Origin of the sequence: Janthinobacterium sp. 344 (genome assembly GCF_900112025.1) — a bacterium.
GTDB lineage: Bacteria > Pseudomonadota > Gammaproteobacteria > Burkholderiales > Burkholderiaceae_D > Janthinobacterium.
Genome location: NZ_FOKL01000005.1, coordinates 261,126 through 278,554, shown reverse-complemented (window position 1 = coordinate 278,554; position 17,429 = coordinate 261,126). Strand labels below are relative to the sequence as shown.

At 68.8% G+C, this 17,429-nt stretch carries 13 protein-coding genes; 10 read left to right on the top strand and 3 right to left on the bottom strand.

The genetic code is table 11. The annotated features are described in order from the left end of the window. From BM193_RS15665 to BM193_RS29285, 10 genes are all read left to right on the top strand, one after another. Positions 1-1,695, top strand: a complete 1,695-nt coding sequence (locus BM193_RS15665) for a methyl-accepting chemotaxis protein (RefSeq protein ID WP_092797398.1) — start codon at positions 1-3, stop codon at positions 1,693-1,695. A 58-nt stretch (positions 1,696-1,753) separates the two neighbouring features. Next, a complete protein-coding gene (locus BM193_RS15660; protein ID WP_092797397.1) occupies positions 1,754-2,395 on the top strand; it encodes a hypothetical protein in 642 nt (213 codons plus the stop codon). Next, the gene (locus tag BM193_RS15655) at positions 2,392-3,303 is read left to right on the top strand and encodes an HDOD domain-containing protein (protein ID WP_092797396.1); all 912 of its coding nucleotides are present in this window, start codon (positions 2,392-2,394) and stop codon (positions 3,301-3,303) included. The genes BM193_RS15660 and BM193_RS15655 overlap by 4 nt, the downstream gene beginning before the upstream one ends. A gap of 72 nt (positions 3,304-3,375) precedes the next feature. After that, positions 3,376-4,002: a response regulator gene (locus BM193_RS15650; RefSeq protein WP_092797395.1), complete on the top strand. Its 627-nt coding sequence runs from the start codon at positions 3,376-3,378 to the stop codon at positions 4,000-4,002. A gap of 31 nt (positions 4,003-4,033) precedes the next feature. After that, a complete protein-coding gene (locus BM193_RS15645; protein WP_175533305.1) occupies positions 4,034-4,396 on the top strand; it encodes an Hpt domain-containing protein in 363 nt (120 codons plus the stop codon). Further along, positions 4,393-6,705, top strand: coding sequence for a hybrid sensor histidine kinase/response regulator (locus tag BM193_RS15640; protein ID WP_092797393.1), 2,313 nt, complete (start codon positions 4,393-4,395; stop codon positions 6,703-6,705). Before BM193_RS15645 ends, BM193_RS15640 begins: the two co-directional genes overlap by 4 nt. A 109-nt stretch (positions 6,706-6,814) precedes the next feature. Next, positions 6,815-8,533 carry a sensor histidine kinase gene (locus BM193_RS15635; protein WP_254786249.1) on the top strand — a complete coding sequence of 573 codons (1,719 nt, stop codon included), beginning with the start codon at positions 6,815-6,817 and terminating at the stop codon, positions 8,531-8,533. Between the two features lie 75 nt (positions 8,534-8,608). Beyond that, the gene (locus tag BM193_RS15630) at positions 8,609-12,214 is read left to right on the top strand and encodes a response regulator (RefSeq protein ID WP_175533304.1); all 3,606 of its coding nucleotides are present in this window, start codon (positions 8,609-8,611) and stop codon (positions 12,212-12,214) included. Then, a complete protein-coding gene (locus BM193_RS15625) occupies positions 12,211-13,203 on the top strand; it encodes a response regulator (protein ID WP_092797391.1) in 993 nt (330 codons plus the stop codon). Before BM193_RS15630 ends, BM193_RS15625 begins: the two co-directional genes overlap by 4 nt. A 75-nt stretch (positions 13,204-13,278) precedes the next feature. Continuing rightward, positions 13,279-13,407, top strand: coding sequence for a hypothetical protein (locus BM193_RS29285; RefSeq protein WP_302847645.1), 129 nt, complete (start codon positions 13,279-13,281; stop codon positions 13,405-13,407). Positions 13,408-13,414: 7 nt separating this feature from the next. Here the strand turns inward: BM193_RS29285 and BM193_RS15620 are convergent, their stop codons facing one another. The 3 genes from BM193_RS15620 to BM193_RS15610 all read right to left on the bottom strand — a co-directional run bounded on the left by BM193_RS15620 (position 13,415) and on the right by BM193_RS15610 (position 17,345). Beyond that, the gene (locus BM193_RS15620) at positions 13,415-14,626 is read right to left on the bottom strand and encodes an NnrS family protein (RefSeq protein WP_092797390.1); all 1,212 of its coding nucleotides are present in this window, start codon (positions 14,624-14,626) and stop codon (positions 13,415-13,417) included. Positions 14,627-14,759: 133 nt separating this feature from the next. Further along, positions 14,760-15,422: a response regulator gene (locus tag BM193_RS15615; RefSeq protein WP_092797389.1), complete on the bottom strand. Its 663-nt coding sequence runs from the start codon at positions 15,420-15,422 to the stop codon at positions 14,760-14,762. A gap of 21 nt (positions 15,423-15,443) precedes the next feature. Then, complete coding sequence (locus BM193_RS15610) at positions 15,444-17,345, bottom strand: type IV pili methyl-accepting chemotaxis transducer N-terminal domain-containing protein (protein WP_092797388.1); 1,902 nt, start codon at positions 17,343-17,345, stop codon at positions 15,444-15,446. Positions 17,346-17,429 lie beyond the last annotated feature (84 nt).

Genomic DNA, 17,429 nt, shown 5'->3' with positions numbered 1-17,429 from the left:
ATGACCATCGCCAAACGCCTGTACGCATTGATCCTCTCCGTCGTCCTGGGACTGGCCGCCCTGGCAGGATTCAACATCTACGAGATGGACCGCGTCTACACGGCCGCCAACTATGCCACGGTCAACACGGTGCCCAGCCTGCTGACCCTGAACCAGGCCTTCGTGCCCTTTGCGCAAATGCGTACCGCCGTCTGGCAGCACATGGCCAGCAAGGATGCCGCCCGGCGCGCGACGCTGGAAGCGGGCATCCGGGAGGCGCGCGCGGCCGTCGGCCAGGCGCTCGACAAATATGAGAAGGAAAATCTGTCCGACGAGCAGGACAAGGCTCTGCTGGCCAAGGACCGCGCCGTGCTGCTGCGCTACGATGGCGTGCGCGACAAGGTACTGGCCCTGTCGAAGGCGGGCGAACTCGACGCGGCACGCGACCTGCTGATGCAGAACCAGCCCGTCATCAAGGAGCTGGTCGATGCGCTGGCCGCCCACCACCGCTACAACGAGAGCCTGGCCAGCAAGGGTGCAGCCGACGGCGCCGCCGCCATCAGCAATGCACGCTGGATTTCCAGCGGCCTGGCCCTGGCCGTGACGGTCCTGGTGGCAGGCATGGGCCTGCTGCTGGCGCGGCGCATCGCCGCCTCGCTGGCCAGCGCCATCGGCGTGGCCCGCACCATCGCCAGCGGCGACCTCAGCGCGCAAATCAGCGCCACCTCGCAGGATGAAGTGGGACAGCTGATGACGGCCATGGCCGAGATGAGCGACAGCCTGGTGCGCATCGTGGCCGAAGTACGTTCCGGCACGGAAAGCATCAACACGGCATCGGGCGAGATCGCGGCGGGCAACCTGGACCTGTCGGCGCGCACGGAACAGCAGGCCGGCTCGCTGGAGGAGACCGCCTCGGCCATGGAAGAACTGACGGCCACCGTGCGGCAAAACGCCGACAATGCCCGCCAGGCCCAGCAGATGGCCGTCAGCGCCTCGGACAAGGCGGCGCACGGCGGCGAGGTGATGGACGATGTGATACGCACCATGGAAGCGATCGACAGTTCATCCAGCAAGATCGCCGACATCATCGGCGTCATCGATGGCATCGCCTTCCAGACGAATATCCTGGCCCTGAATGCGGCCGTGGAAGCGGCGCGCGCCGGCGAGCAGGGACGCGGCTTTGCCGTCGTCGCCACCGAGGTGCGCAACCTGGCCCACCGTTCCGCCACGGCCGCCAAGGAAATCAAGGCACTGATCAGCGACTCCGTGGCGCAGGTGGGCCAGGGCGGCAAGCTGGTGCGGCAAGCCGGCGCGGCCATGACGGAGGTGGTCGACACGGTGCGCAGCGTTACCGACATCGTCAGCGAAATCTCGGCCGCCAGCGTGGAGCAAAGCACGGGCATCGAGGAAATCAACCGCGCCATCACGCAGATGGATGAAGTCACGCAGCAAAATGCCGCCCTGGTGGAGGAAGCGGCGGCGGCATCGCAATCGCTGCAGGAGCAGGCGGGCAAGCTCGATGCCGTGGTGAGCGCCTTCACGCTGGCACCGGGCCAGGCCGGGGCGGCGCCGGCAGCAGCGCCCCGGGCGGTGCACGCGCCGGCGGCGCAGGCGGCCGCCGCGCGCAAGGCGCCGCTCAAGCTGGTCGCCACGCGCCGCGCGGCGCCGGCCAGGAGCACGGCCGCCGACGATGGCGGCGACTGGGAAGTCTTCTGAAGCACCGATCACACGACTGATGCACGAGCACCGGCACAGACCGCACTGGAGCACCGCCATGAACGCCTTTCTGACCGTTTATCCCTTCATCCGCTGCGAGGATATCTCGCTGATGCGCCCGGCACTGGCCATGACGGGCCTGGCATTGCTGCTGGCCGCCCTGCTGTGGCGCCGCATCCGCTGGCGCCAGGCGCGCCGCGCGCCGGCCGACCTGCATGCCGGCCTGGAGCAGTTGCTGCAGGCGCGCACGCCCGCCCCGGCCGGCAAGGCGGCAGCCGATCCCGCGCGTGCGCCACAGCCGGCGGCGCACGCGCGGGATCGGCTGCCGTTCGAGCAAGCACGCCTGGATGCCATGTTCGGCCACGACCGGCGCCTGCAGGGCGAGATCCTGACCCTGTTTGTGTCCGAAACGCGCGACCGGCTGGCCGGCATCGGCCATGCGCTGCGCTGCGAGCGCGCCGCCCCGGCACGCGTGCTGGCGCAGGAAATCCTCGACGGCAGCCATGCCATGGGCCTGATGCCCTTGCAGGCGCTGGCGCGCCAGGCCGTGCACGCGGGCTTTGCCAACGACATCGGCGCGCTGCGCCGCCTGCACGCCGACCTGCTGATGGCGCTCGACGCGCTGTCCCAGGCCGTCACGGCGCTGCAGACGGGCGCGGCGCAGGCGGACGACTGCAGCGGCATCGGGAGCCGGCCATGAGCGCACTGATCAACCTGGCGGCCCTGCGCGGCGGCGCCATCCTGCCCTCGCCCGCCTGGCGGCGCCAGCGGCTGACCAGCTTGTGCCAGCAGCAGGTGTCATTCGACGAGCTGGCCGAACAGATACGCTGCGATCCATCCCTGGCCGGCATGCTGATCGGCCTGGCGAACGGCGCCGTGCCGTCCGGCGGGCGCATGCATGCCGCCGTGAGCCCCGCGCTGCTGGCGGCGCTGGGCCGGCCCGCCCTGATCCAGGCGCTCGCCGCGCCGGTTGCCGCCTCGACCCGCTGCGCGCAGTTCGACGAGCCGCGCTTCTGGTGCCACGCCCTGGCCATGGCGTGCGCGGCCCGCCTGGCAGGCGACGCGCTGCAGCTGGCGCCAGCCGACGAACTGTTCACCTGCGGCCTGCTCGCCAATACCGGCCAGCTGGCCCTGGCCACGCTGCGTCCGCGCGCGTATGGGCAGCTGCTGGGGCGCCACGGCGGCGCCGCGTCGCGGCTGCTGTACGAGGAATCGCGGCACTTCGGCTACCACCGGCTGGCCCTGTCCGCCAGCCTCATGCAGGGCTGGGGCCTGCCGGAACCGCTGTGCAGCGCCGTGCGCTGCCATGCCGCGCCTCCTGGCTGGGGCCAGGCAGGCGGCATGCTGGCGCTGGCCTGGCTGCTGAAACTGGCCAGCGCCTTTGCCGACTTGATACTGGTCAGCGGCGCGGGAGCGCGCGGACCGGCCCTGGCCGCCGCGCGGGTGCTGGGCATCGATGCGGACCACATGGAAACACTGCTGCGCCACAGCCATGCCGACTGGAGCGAATGGCGCGACATCCTGGCACCGGAGGGCCATGCCTCGCCGTGCCGCGTGCGCGCAAGGCCGCTGCCCGTGACGGGCCTGGTCTTTAGTGAATTCATCTAATTTGTTGAAATTGATTTTTTTTACGCGAGTGCGTATCATTCCCTTACCTTATCTCCCACCATAAAGCCCATCATGCATACAGCAGACGTCTGCACTACACAGAAGGCCGCCGAAATCCTCGGCATCTCGGTGACATCCGTGCAGCAACTGGTCGAGGCCGGCGTGATCGAAGCCTGGAAGACCAAGGGCGGCCACCGGCGCATTCCCCTCGCGGCCGTGGAGGCATACAAGGGCAACCCCGGCCAGCATGGCCAGGAGCAGCGCACGGCGCGGCCCGCCCGCCCCGCGCCATCGGGCCGCCCGCCGTCCATTCTGGTCATCGAGGACAATCCCATCGAACGCGCGCTGTACGAAAAGCAGATCGGCTCGTGGGGCTTGCAGGCGGACCTGCGCTTCTGCGAGAACGGCTACCAGGCGCTGATGGAGATCGCCCGCGACCAGCCCGACATCCTGCTGGCCGACATCGTCATGGAAGGCATCGACGGCTATGAAGTGATACGCACCATCCTCGCCGACCCGCTGCTGGCCGACATGCACATCGCCATGCTGTCGAGCCTGACATCGGAGGAACTGGAAGAACGGGGCGGCGTGCCGCCCGGCGTCGTGTTCTTTGCCAAGCCGGTCAATTACGACGAACTGCGCGGCTACCTGCGCGCCTGCTGCGCCGGCCATGCGCGGCGCAACAGCCTGGCCGCCTAGCGCGCCACGCCCCCTCGCCCCGGAGCCCTTCATGCAAGCGTTTCGCCACATCGATCCGGCCGTGCTGTTCCAGGCCACCGGCCATGACCTGGAGATGTTCCGCGCCCTGTCGCAAACCTACCTGGACACGGCCCCGGCCATGCAGGCGCGCGTGGAGCAGGCGGTGCGCAGCGGCGCGGCGCAGGCCATCGTGCACAGTTGCCACACCTTGCGCGGCACCGTCGCCCTGCTGGGCGCCAGCGCGCTGACGGCGCGCCTGGCGGCACTGGAGCAACTGGTGCGCCACCAGGGCGTGGCGCCGCCCGGCTGGCTCGACGAGACGGCGCTCCTGCTCGGCGAAGTGGAGCGCGAGGTCCGCCGCAGCATGCTTGAATACACGGGCGCGCAGGCATGAACGCGCGCCGGGCCATCCTGCGCCTGGTACACCGCTATCCGCCACGCACCACGGCGGCCGTGGTCGGCCTGGCCCTGCTGTGCCTGCTGGCATTGCGCATCATCGTCGCCGGCGTGCTGCTGCACCGCGAGGCCGTGGACGACTGGAAACAGGACCTGTCCAACCTGTCGCTGCTGCTGGCCGAAAACACGGCGCAAAGCATGACGGCGGCCCGGCTGGTGCTCGACAGCGTCAGCGCCGAGATCCAGACGGCGGCGCCGGCCGACGCTGCCGCGCTGGCCAGGCTCGCCGGCAACCAGGCCATGCAGCAGACGCTGCGGCACAAGATCGGCGGCGTGCCGCAAGTGGACGTGGTGTCCATCGTCGGCGGCGATGGCAGCGTGCTGGCCTTCAGCCGCGCCTACCCGGCACCGCCCATCCGCCTCGACGAACGCGATTATTTCGATTACCACCGGCGCCACCCGGACGGCGGCATGCATGTCAGCGCCCCCGTGCAAAACAAGGGCAATGGCGCCTGGACCTTCTATATCAGCCGGCGCATCAACGGGCCGGACGGCCGCTTCCTCGGCGTGGTCCTGGTCGGCCTGTCGTGCGACTTCTTCAGCCAATTCTTCCAGCACACGAGCATCGGCGCCAACACCGCCTTTTCCCTGTACCGCAGCGACTACACGCTGCTGGCGCGCTGGCCCGCCGCCCCTGCCATGATGGGCCAGCGCAACCTGACGGGCAGCACCTACCGCCTGCTGGAACAGGGCCGGACGCATGGCGTCATCCAGGTGGCGCTGCCGCGCGCAGCCGAGCAGGGGCGCACGGTGGACCGCCTGGCCGGCATCCGCCTGGTGCGCGACTACCCGCTGGCCATCAACGTGACCGTCACGGACGAGGTCTACCTTGCCGGCTGGCGCCGCATGCTGCGCACCATGGGCGGCGCGGCGCTGGTGAGCCTGCTGGTGGCGGGCCTGGCCGTGGCGCTGATCATGGCCCTGCTGCGGCGCCGCGAACGCGACACGGCCAAGGCGCTGGCGCTGCAGGCGCGGGCGGAGGCGGCGAATGCCGCCAAGTCGCGCTTCCTGGCCATCATGAGCCATGAAATCCGCACGCCGATGGCCGGCATCGCCGGCATGGCGGAACTGCTGCTGGAAACCCCGCTCGACGCGACGCAGCGCCAGTACGCGGGCAACGTCAGCAATGGCGTGCACGACCTCATGCATATATTGAACGACATCCTCGACCTGTCCAAGGCGGAGGCGGGCCAGATGGGCATCGAACTGCGCGACTTCGACCCGCGCCGGCTGCTCGACGACCTGCTGGCGCTGCACCGCGCGCAAGCGGAGCGCAAAGGCCTGCCGCTGGTGGCCCAGGTCGATCCCGGCGTGCCGCCGCTGGTGTGCTCGGACCGCACGCGCATCGCGCAGATCCTGGGCAACCTGGTCAGCAACGCCATCAAGTTCACGGCGGCGGGACCGGTGACGCTGGCCCTGCGTCTGGCGCCCGGGCGGGACAGCCCCGGGCGGGACGGCAGCGGCTTCGCCCTGCTGTTCAGCGTCAGCGACCACGGCATCGGCATGACGCCCGAGCAGCTGGGCCGCGTGTTCCAGCCGTATTGCCAGGCCGACGCCAGCATCAGCGGCGCGTATGGCGGCACGGGCCTGGGCCTGGCCATCTGCAAGCACCTGGCCGAGCTGCTGGGCGGCGACATCGGCTGCGACAGCACGCCCGGCGCCGGCTCGCGCTTCAGCGTGCGCATCCCGTGCACGCCCGCCGCCGGCGCGCCGCCCGCCGATGCGCCGCCTGCCACGCCGCTCGCCGCGCCCGCACCCGCACCTGCACCAGCACCAGCACCCGAGCCCGCGCCTGACGCGGCGCCGGCGCCCCGCATCCTGCTGGTCGAGGACACGGCCATGAACCGCCAGCTGGTCTGCCTGCAGCTTGGCGGCCGCGGCTATGCCATCGAGACGGCGGAAAACGGCGAGCTGGGCTTGCTGGCCCTGGCGGCACAGCGCTACGATCTCGTGCTGATGGATTGCATGATGCCCGTCATGGACGGCTACCAGGCTTGCCAGGCACTGCGCGCGCGGGAACTGCGCAGCGGCGCCCCGCGCACGCCCGTCATCGCCCTGACGGCCGGCGTCACCGACGACGACCGGCAGCGCTGCGTGGCCGCCGGCATGGATGATTTTCTCTCCAAGCCCTTCACGGCGACCCAGCTGCGCGACCTGGTGGAACGCTGGCTGGCGCGCCAGGCACCTGCATCCTGCACGGCAGGCGCGCAACCAATTACAACACTTACCACAAATAATTTAAATTAATCGATAAAATCACGCATATTCGATATAATTGACCACGGAGAAGCAGCGCAGCTCCTGTCCTCGTCCGCAAGCGCGGCGGGGGCGAGGCAGACCTACCGTGGGAGGCGATATGCGGCACGACAAGAAACACCCCTTGCAATGGCAAGCCCTGCCTTGGGAACGCCTCGATACGCGCGTCCTGCTGTCCATGTTCATGGCCCTGCTGCTGGCCGGGCTGTGGGGCGTGACCCTGCTGCAGCTGGACCACGCCTACGACCAGGCCATCGCCGATGGCCAGCGCGATGCGCGCAGCATGGCACGGGTCTTCGACGAGCACGCGATACGCACCATCGAAGGAGCGGACCAGGCCGTCACCTACCTGCGCGGGCGCTACAATGCGCTCGGCGACAAGCTCGACATCGCAAGCGACCTGCAGCAGGGCCTCAATCCCGGCCCCCTGTACAACTTGTTTACCATCGTCAACGAGCGGGGCGACACGGTACTGGCGAGCCGCCCGTTCAAGCCCACCAACCTGGCCGACCGCGAGCACTTCCAGGTGCACGTGCGCGGCGACAGCGGCGACCTGTACATCAGCAGGCCCGTGCTGGGCCGCGTGTCGAAGAAATGGTCGATCCAGCTGACGCGGCGCATCAACCACCCCGACGGCAGCTTCAAGGGCGTGGTGGTGGCGTCGATGGACCCGTACTACTTCACGCGCCTGTATGACGAGGTCGACCTGGGCAAGAACAGTTCCATCGCCCTCATCGGCACCGATGGCGTGATGCGCGCGCGCCGCGTCGGCAGCGCCAACACCATCGGCCAGGATGTGGGCGACAGCGCGCTGTTCGCCCAGATGCACGGCCAGACGCGCGGCAGCTTCCTGCAGCGCAGCCCCATCGACGGCGCCTTGCGCTACTACGCCTTTGAAAAACTGGCGCACTACCCGCTCTACATGCTGATCGGCCTGGACCGCGACACGGTGCTGGCCGACTACGCCTCGCGCCGCGACCAGGCGCTGCTGATGACGGCCGTCACCAGCGCGCTGATCGTGCTGTCGTGGGCGGCGCTGGCCCTGCTGATCGGGCGCCTGATCGACAGCCGCGCCCGCGCCATCGCCGCCAGCGACGCCAAGTCGCGCTTCCTGTCGAACATGTCGCATGAGCTGCGCACGCCGCTCAACGGCATCCTCGGCTTTTCCGAACTGCTGCTGGAGCAGTTGCAGGGCGGCCTGGCCGGCCATGCGCAGGCCATCCGCGCCAGCGGCCGCCAGCTGCTGGCCATGGTCGAGGCGAGCATGGAACTGAGCGCCCTCGAGGGCGGCCAGCTGCAGCTCAGGTGCGTGCCGGAACCGCTGTCCGGCGTGCTGACCCAGGCGCTGGCGCCGTTCCGCCAGCGCGCGGCCGACAAGGGGGTCGCCCTGGCGTGGAGCGCCTGCACGGACACGCCGCCGCAGATCGCGTGCGACCGGCCGCGCCTGGTGCGCCTGCTAGGCATCCTGCTCGACAACGCGCTGCACTTCACGGCCGCCGGACGCATCGACGTGCGCCTCGCGCGCCAGGCCGGCATGCTGCGCATCGACGTGTGCGATACGGGCATCGGCATCGCGCACGCGCAGCAGGCCGCCATCTTCGACAAGTTCTCGCAGGCCGATGACGCGCCCAGCCGCGCACATGGCGGCCTGGGACTGGGCCTGGCCATCGCCCGCCACCTGGCGATCCTGATGGGCGGGCGCATCGCCGTGGCATCGGCGCCGGGACAGGGCGCCGTGTTCAGCCTGTACCTGCCGCTCGCCGACGCGGCGCACGCCGCCGGCCGCTACGACAAATTGACCACACTATCAACTGAGTAGTGATTTGCAAAAGTTGTTCTTCTTCCATAACCGGTATAGCATCGTCACATGATCCGACTTCCAGGTGGCAACGCGGTGCACAGACGACTGATTGAGTGGCTTTTTTTCCTCCTCGCACTGCTGATCATCGGCGCCACCCTGGCTTACCTGCATCTCGCCGAGGCCACGCGCAACGAAACGGCGGAACGCGAGCGGCTGGGCGCCATGACGGCGCTGCTGGCCAAGAATATCGAAGTCGACCTGGCCGCCACCAACCTGGTGCTCGAGGGCGTGATCCGCGACTTTCTCGGCGGCGCGGTGGAAGCGGGCGCCAGCCAGGCCCTGCCCCGGCGCCTGGCGGCGCTGGTCGATGCCATGCCCGGCGTGCGCACCATCCTGGTCATCGATGCCAGCGGCAAGCCCGTCGCCAGCAATATCGAGGAGCTGGCCGGACAGGACTTTTCGCGCCGCGGCTACTTCCAGACGGTGCGCGACGCGCCCGACGCGCACATGCTGTACCTCTCGCCGCCCTTCCGCTCGTTCAAGAACGACCTCGTGATGACGGCCGCGCGCATGGTGCCGGACCGGCAAGGCCGCTTCGCGGGCCTGGTGGTGGCCACTTTCGATCCCGAATACTTCACGGGCAAATTCCGCACCGCCATGTATGCGGCCGACGTATGGGCCGTGGTACTGCACGGCGACGGCCGGCAATTTCTCAATTATCCGGCCAAGGGCGCCGTCGACGGCAGCAACCTGGACGTGCCCGGCAGCTTCCTGCGGCGCTTCCGCGACAGCGGCCATCCGTCGGCCGTGCTGGACGCCGTGCGGGTACCCGGCGTCGCCGCCAGCCCGCCGCGCATGATGGCCATGGCCACGATCGCGCCGCCGGCATTGCACATGGACCGCGCGCTGATCATCGGCCTGAGCCGCGAGGAAGCGGCCATCGCCGCGCCGCTGCAGCGCCAGGCGGCGGGCTACGCCATCTTCTTTGCCATCCTGGCCACGGCCGGCAGCGCGCTGCTGTACTGGAGCCAGCGGCGCCGCCTGTACCTGGCCAAGTGGCGCGCGCAGCAGGAAAGCGCGCGCCAGGCCTTGCAGGCCGTGACGGACAGCGAGACGCGCTTTCGCACCCTGATCGAAGACGCGCCGCTGGCCATCGCCATCCTGCGCCATGGCCGCTTCGTCTATTCCAACCCGCGCTACCGGCATCTGCACGGCTATGCCCTGGAGGATGACTTGAGCGGCATGCCGTGGCGCGCCATGCTCACGGCGCAATCGCAGGCGGCGCTGACTGCCAACGAAGCGCTGATCGAAGCCGATTCGGCCAGCGAGCAGATGTTCGAGGCCGTCGGCCTGGACAAGCAGGGACGCCCCGTGCCCGTCTTCAAGACGACGGCCCGCGTGATGCTCAAGGATGGACCGGCCACGCTGATCTTTGCCCAGGATATCTCGGCGCAAAAGCAGGCCGAGGAAGCCATGCTGCTGGCCCGCGACGCGGCCGAGGCGGCCAACCGCAGCAAGGCGGAATTCCTCGCCAACATGAGCCATGAAATCCGCTCGCCGCTCAATGCCATCCTCGGCATGGCGTGGCTGCTGGAAAGGGGCCGCCTCGATGCGGAAGGCCTGCAGATGACGCGCAAGATCCGCGCCGCCGGCCAGTCGCTGCTGGGCATCGTCAACGACGTGCTGGATGTCTCCAAGATCGAGGCCGGCCACATGTCGATCGAACAGGCGCCGTTCCGCCTGGCCGAGGTGATCGACAAGACCGCCGCCAGCATGGGCGTCGCCGTGAATGACAAGCCCATCACCGTGCGCATCGGCCCCCTGCCCGACGACATAGACCAGGTGCTGGGCGATGCGCTGCGGCTGGAGCAGGTGCTGGTGAACCTGACCAGCAATGCCATCAAGTTCACGGCGCAGGGCAAGGTCGAGCTGACAACGGTGCTGGAAAGCCGCGACGGCGACGCCGCCGTGCTGCGCTTCTGCGTGCGCGACACGGGCATCGGCATCGCGCCCGACGTGCAGGAGACGATCTTCTCCGCCTTCGCCCAGGCCGACAGCTCCACCACGCGCCGCTTCGGCGGCACGGGCCTGGGACTGACCATCTGCCGCCAGCTGGTGCGCCTGATGGGCGGCACCCTGCGCCTGACAAGCGCCCTGGGCCAGGGCAGCGAATTCAGTTTCACGGTGCCGCTGCAGCTGCTGCCGGCCGACGCCCAGTCCTCGCCCGACATGCAGGGCTTGCACGTCCTGCTGGCCGACGACAACCGCGCCACGCGCGAGACGGTGGCCGCCGTCGCCCGGAGCCTGGGCTGGAGCGTGCATGCCGTGGACGGCGGCCAGGCCGCGCTCGAGTACGCCATGTCGTGCGCCGAGGGGGCGCGGCCCGGCGTCGCCCTGCTGGCCGCGCACCTGCCCGACATCGATGGACTGGCCACGGCGCGCGCGCTGCGCGAACGCCTGCCGGTGCAGGATTGCCCCGTCGTCATCCTGGCGGCCAGCGGCGCGCCGGCCGCCATGCCGGCGCGGCGGCATACCGATCCGGCCAATCCGGCCGACGCCGTGCTCAACGAGCCGGTGACGGCCTCCAGCCTGTACAACGCGGCGATGGATGCGCGGCAGCGCCGCGCCGACGCGGCCGGACTCGATGCGCGCCATGAGGCGCCGGCCGAACGCGTGCTCGCCGGCGTGCGCGTGCTGGTGGTCGACGACAGTGAAATCAACCGCGACGTGATCAACCATATCCTGCGCGACCAGGGCGCCCTGCCCGCGTTTGCCTGCGATGGCAGGCAGGCGCTGGACTGGCTGCTGGGCCATCCCGCCGACGTCGACATCGTGCTGATGGATGTGCAGATGCCCGTCATGGATGGCTTGCAGGCGACGCGCGCGCTGCGCCAGCTGCCGCAGTTCCACGACCTGCCGGTGGTGGCGCTGACGGCCGGCGCCTTCCAGACGCAGCAGGCAGCGGCGATGGAAGCGGGCATGAACCATTTCATCAGCAAGCCCTTTGACGTGCCGCAGACCATCGCCCTGATCGCGCGCGCGCATCGCCGCCACGCGCAGGGCTTGCCGCCCCTGCCGCCGGGCGTGGCCACGGCGACGCTGCCGGCCGCGCCGGACGGCACGGACCCGGTGATCGACCTGGCGCAGGGCCTGGCGCAGTGGCTCGACGAAGCCCCCTACCGCCAGCACCTGTCGCGTTTTGGCGTCACGTATCGCCACGCCGTCGGCAGCATGCGCGCCATGCTGGCGGCGAATGCCCGCGCCGATGCCGCCGCCCTGGCGCACAAACTGGCGGGCGTGGCGGGCAGCCTGGCGCTGCCGGCCACCTTGCACGCGGCCCAGCACGCGGAACAATTGCTGCACGCCGGCAGCGATGCGGCGGCCGCGCTCGATGCGCTGGAACAGGCGCTGGCCGATGCCATCGAGGCCGCCACGACGTTCACGGCACAAGCGCCGCCGCCCGGCGCGCCGGCCATGCGCGCCAGCGCGCCGGCCTCCGTGCTGCTGGCGCGCCTGCTCGAAGCGCTCGACCGCGACGAGCCGGCGCCCGCCGAGGCGCTGCTGCAGGAATTGGAACAGGTCCTGCCGTCGAGCTGCCTGGGGGCGTTGCGCAGCCACCTGGCCGACTTTGATTTCCGCGGCGCGAAACGGGCCACGCGCCAGCTGGCCGAGCAACTGACGCCGGGGGTGCCGGGATGAGCCTGCCGACCGTGCTGGTCGTCGACGACGAACCGACCAACCTGAGCCTGCTGCGCTCCATCCTGGCCGACAGCTATCACCTGGTCTTCGCCTGCAATGGCAGGGACGCGCTGGCGGCCGTGCTCAAGCACCGGCCGGCGCTGGTGCTGCTCGACGTGGGCTTGCCGGACATCGACGGCTATGCGCTGTGCCCGCAGTTGCGCCAGATCGACCCCACGCAGGCGCTGCAGGTGATTTTCATCACGGCGTATGGCGGCATGCAGCAGGAGTCGGCCGGCTTCGAGGCAGGCGCCGTCGACTACATCGTCAAGCCCGTCTCGGCGCCCATCGTGCGCGCCCGCGTGGCGGCGCATCTGTCACTGGTGCGCGCCACGGCGCTCGAACGCAGCTACCGCGACGCCATCCAGATGCTGGGACACGCGGGCCACTACAACGACACGGACACGGGCGCGCACATCTGGCGCATGGCCGCCTATGCGGCCGCCCTGGCCCGCGCCGCCGGCTGGGATGCCGAACGCTGCGCCCAGCTCAAGCTGGCGGCCGCGATGCACGATACGGGCAAGCTGGGCATCCCGCAGGCCATCCTGCGCAAGCCGGGGCCGCTCGACGAAGCCGAATGGGCCATCATGCGCACGCATCCGAAGATCGGCTACGACATCCTGTCGCGCAGCGACGCGCCCGTGTTCCAGCTGGCGGCCGAAGTGTCGCTGCGCCACCACGAAAAATGGGATGGCAGCGGCTACCCGGACGGCCTGCGCGGCGACGCCATTCCCCAGTCGGCGCGCATCGTCGCCCTGGCCGACGTCTTCGACGCGCTCAGCATGAGCCGCCCCTACAAGCCCAGCTGGCCCATCGAAACGATCATCGCCCACCTGAAAGCGGGCGCCGGCAGCCATTTCGATCCCTGGCTGGCGCAATTATTCATCGAACTGATGCCGCAGTTGCTGGCCATCCAGGGCCAATTCCACGACGTGGACATGGCGGCATGATGCCCCACCATGCGAGAAAGTCGCCATGCATGCGCCGGCCGATGGTAAACTTATCAAATTGAAAACTTGGAGGACATGATGATCTGGTGCCGTGATCTGCTGCTGAAGCTCCTCATGCTGGGCGTGCTGCTGTTCGTCGTGGGCGAATCGCTGTCCTACTGGACGCCGGAAATCCGCAAACTGCTGGCCTGGCGCCCGTTCTGAGCGCCGCCTAGCCTTCGCGCCCATCCACCCTGGCGCGCCACAGATACGGTGCGTACGCCAGCACAAACCCGGCAAACGCCAGCGACCAGCACAGACCCGCCGCCAGCAGCGCCGGCACATACAGCGACGCGGGTCCCGCCGCGGCCAGCAGGCGCGCCAGCGCGCCCAGCTGGATCAGCCAGTACATGCCCGCCTCCGCCCTGCCCGCCTTGAGGGGGCGGCCCGTGTGGCCCAGGGTGGTGCGCGTCATCATGCCGATGATCAGGCCCGCCATCGAGCCCACCGTCAGTGCGTGCAAGGCGGCGCTGGCCGGCAGCAGGCCGAGACTGGCCAGTCCCAGCAGCGCAAAGCCGATGCCTATCCACGCGTACGACAGGTGCAAGATCCACAGCAGCGGCACGCGCAAGGTGCGCTGCGGCTGCCAGGCCAGCAGATTGGCCAGCGAGACGCCGGCGGCGCAGAAAGCCAGCGGCGCCGTCAGCGCGCCTGGCGCGCCCGCCAGCCACGCGATCGCGGCGGCCGCCATGCAGGCCACGGCGGCCAGCGCCCGTTTCGGACTGGCCGCCGGCGCACTGCCGGGCGCCCCGTTGCGCGTGAACATGGGAATGACGCGCGCGCCGATCACGGACTCGATCAGCACGATGATGAAGATGGCCGCCTGCACGGGCAGCATCGGCGGCAAGGCCAACGCCCCCTGCGCGCCCGCGTGGTACAGGCCGTTGGCCAGCGCCAGCAATGCCAGCAGGCCGACAAGGAACAGGTTGCGCGTATTGCCGGAACGGCGCAGCACGCGGTACAGCGGATACGTGGCCAGCGGCAGGAACAGCCAGTCCACCAGCGCCGCCGCCGCGCCGGGAAAGCACGCCATGGCGACGCGCCCGGCCAGCCACAGTCCCGCCAGCGCCATCAGCGGCGCGCCATGCGGCGTGGGCAGACCCGTCCAGTTGCGCCCCGCCGTGTATAAAAATCCCACGACGACGGCCACGGCGAAGCCGAACACCATTTCGTGCATGTGCCAGCCCAGCCCCAGCCGCGCGCCGCCCGGCAGCCAGCCCAGGTAACTGGCCAGCCACAGGGGGATGGCGATGGCGGCAAACACGGCCGCCAGCAGGTAGAACGGGCGGTAACCCAGCTGCCAGACGGGGTGGCCGCTCTGCCAGGGCGCCGCGCCTTTTGTCATGCCGGGAGGGGTAGCTTCACTGATGGGGGTAAGGGCCATGATGGACTCGCCTTTAAAGATATATTCAATATACTACTTTAAAAGCACAGGAACTGCCATCGGCAAAAAGGACTAGAGAGATAGCGACAAGTCACCATGGGGTCTGACCCGGCGGGTCAGACCCCAACGCGGGCTACTTGCCCTGGCGGTGCTCCACCGCATACACGGCGGCCTGCACGCGGCTGTTCAGGTTGAGTTTTTTCAGCACGTTCTGCACGTGGATCTTGACCGTGCTTTCGGCCAGGTCCAGGGTGCGCGCGATGCCCTTGTTGCTCTCGCCGCGCGACAGGCAATCGATGATTTCCTTTTCGCGCGGCGTGAGCTTGTCGAGTTCCGAGACGGGTTCCTCGCGCCGCGTGCCCGCCTGCAGCTGCGCCACCAGCTTGCCCGTCATGGCTTCGGCGATGACCACTTCGCCGGCGGCCGCGCGGCGGATGGCGCGCACCAGGTAGTCGGCGTCGATATTCTTGATCAGGTAGCCGCAGGCGCCCGCGCGCAGGGCCGTGGCCAGGTCGTCGGCGTCTTCCGATACGGTCAGCATGACGATGGCCGTATCGGGGCAGTCGTGCTGCATCAGCTGCAGCGCTTCCACGCCCGACATGCCGGCCATGTTCAGGTCCAGCAGCACCACGTCGGGCTGCAGCTGGATGGCGCGCTTGATGCCTTCCACGCCGTCGGCCGCCTCGCCCACCACGCAAAACTCGGGTTGCCGCTGCAGCAGCGAGCGTATGCCGCTGCGGAACAGCGCATGGTCGTCCACCAGCATGACGGTGATGGGTTTGTCGGGAGTGTCCATGTTTTTACTTTCAGGTGGTTGCTAGGCGGCGCGCCGCTGTTCGCGCGACAGGTGCAGTTCGATGGTGGTGCCGCCGCCAGGGCAGGCATGCACGTCGAACGTGGCGGCGATGCGCTGCGCGCGCTCGCGCATGATGTGGATGCCGACATGGCTGTCGCCCTTCTCCAGCACGGCGCCGGCGTCGAAACCCACGCCATTGTCGCTGATCGTCAGACTAAAATCCTGGTCATCGGCCAGGCGCACCTCGACGTGGCTGGCCTGCGCGTGCTTGCGGATGTTCGATAGCGCTTCCTGCACGATGAATAATAGCTGTAATTGCTGTTCGCGGGGGAATGGCGCCCCGTCGACGTCGGCCAGCAGGTCGGCGGCGATGCCAGTCTGGCGGCGGAATTTGTCCAGCGCCGCGCGCAGGGAGCCGATCAAATCGTCTTCCATCAGACGGCTGCGGAAATTCGCCAGCAGTTCGCGCACGTCCTCGTAGCTTTCCTTCACGCCCGCGTGCAGGGCCGGGACGATGCTCGCCACTTCGTCGAAACGCGCATGGCGCACGGAGTCGTCGAGCATCTGCACCTGCAGGTTGAGGAAATTGAGGCTTTGCGCGATGCTGTCGTGCAGGCCCTGCGCCACCAGGTTGCGCTCTTCGGAGACGGCCATTTCGCGTTCGCGCGCGGCCAGGCGCAGGTTTTCCAGCGCGATGCCCAGCAGCTGGCCCAGGGTTTCCAGCAAGGCCAGCTCGCGCGCGGAAAACACGCGGGCCAAACGGAAATGCAGGTTGAAGAAGCCCAGGTGCTGTTCGTGCGCGTGGATCTGGAACACGGAGACGGTGGCAAAGCCTTCGCGGTGGCAGCGCAGTTCGTGCGCCCTGTCGATGCGGCGCATGTCGTGCACCTTCGCCACCTTCATTTCGACGGCCGTGCCGCACAGGCAGTCGCCCACCTTCAGGCAGTGTTCGGACGCCACCAGTTCCTCGGACAGGCCCGTATGCACCACCATGTGCAGGTTGCCCCGCTCGGCGTCGAGCACGCGCACGGTGGAGCCATCGGCTTCGAAATGCTCGACGATGCGCTGCATGAAGCCGTCGCAGATAGCTGCCAGAGGCTGCGGGCGCTGCAAAAAGGCGGCGCTTTCGTACAGCAGCGCCAGTTCGCGGTTGCGGTACTCCAGGGTGGCCGTCTTGCTGCGCACGCCCTCTTCCAGGTTGCCGTACAGCGCCTGCAGGCGATCGGCCATCTGGTTGAAGCCACTGGCCAGCTGGCCGAATTCGTCATTGCTCTCGACGGCCAGGCGCACGCTGAAATCGCGCTCCTTCATGCGCTGCATGCCCAGGCGCAGCCGGGTGACAGGCTCGATGATGAGCATGAACATCAGGTAAATCATGCTGACCGTGCCAAGGATGGCCATGGCCAGCAGCACCAGCTGCGAGGCGCGCAGCCAGAAGGTGCGCTGCTCGCTATCGTGCTCGATCAGGCGCACCAGCTGGTCGACCTGGCCGGCGAAGACGTCGGCGTCATGCCCGAACTGGCGTGCCTTGACGCTGGAATCGGCGGCCAGCGCGGCCGGGCGCAGGGAAGCGCGCCAGGCCTGGCCGATGCGCGCGAACTCGGACTTGATGGCGGCGCTGGGCGGCAGGAACAATGGCCGCTGCGGATCGCCGTGGGCGATCTTGGCCAGCGTTTCGTCGATCAGCAGCGCTTGCTGCTGCGCCTGTTCACGGGCCTCGCTGGCGATCAGCAGGGTCAGGCGGTAGGTCTGCATGCGCAGCCGGCCCGTCTCGTTGATGGCGGCCGAACTGCCTTCCAGCTGCCATGACAGGAACAGCGTGCAGCCGATGGCGCTCAAGGCCAGCACCAGCATGAGCAGCAGCGCGCCGACGATCTTGGTCGACAGCTTCTGCCACGAGGAAAACATCGCCTTGAATTTCATACTACCCCTAATAAATGCCTGTTTGTGGCCCCTATGCAGTCAAGTCAGCGACATCACTCCACCCACAGGCAAAGATCCGGGGTC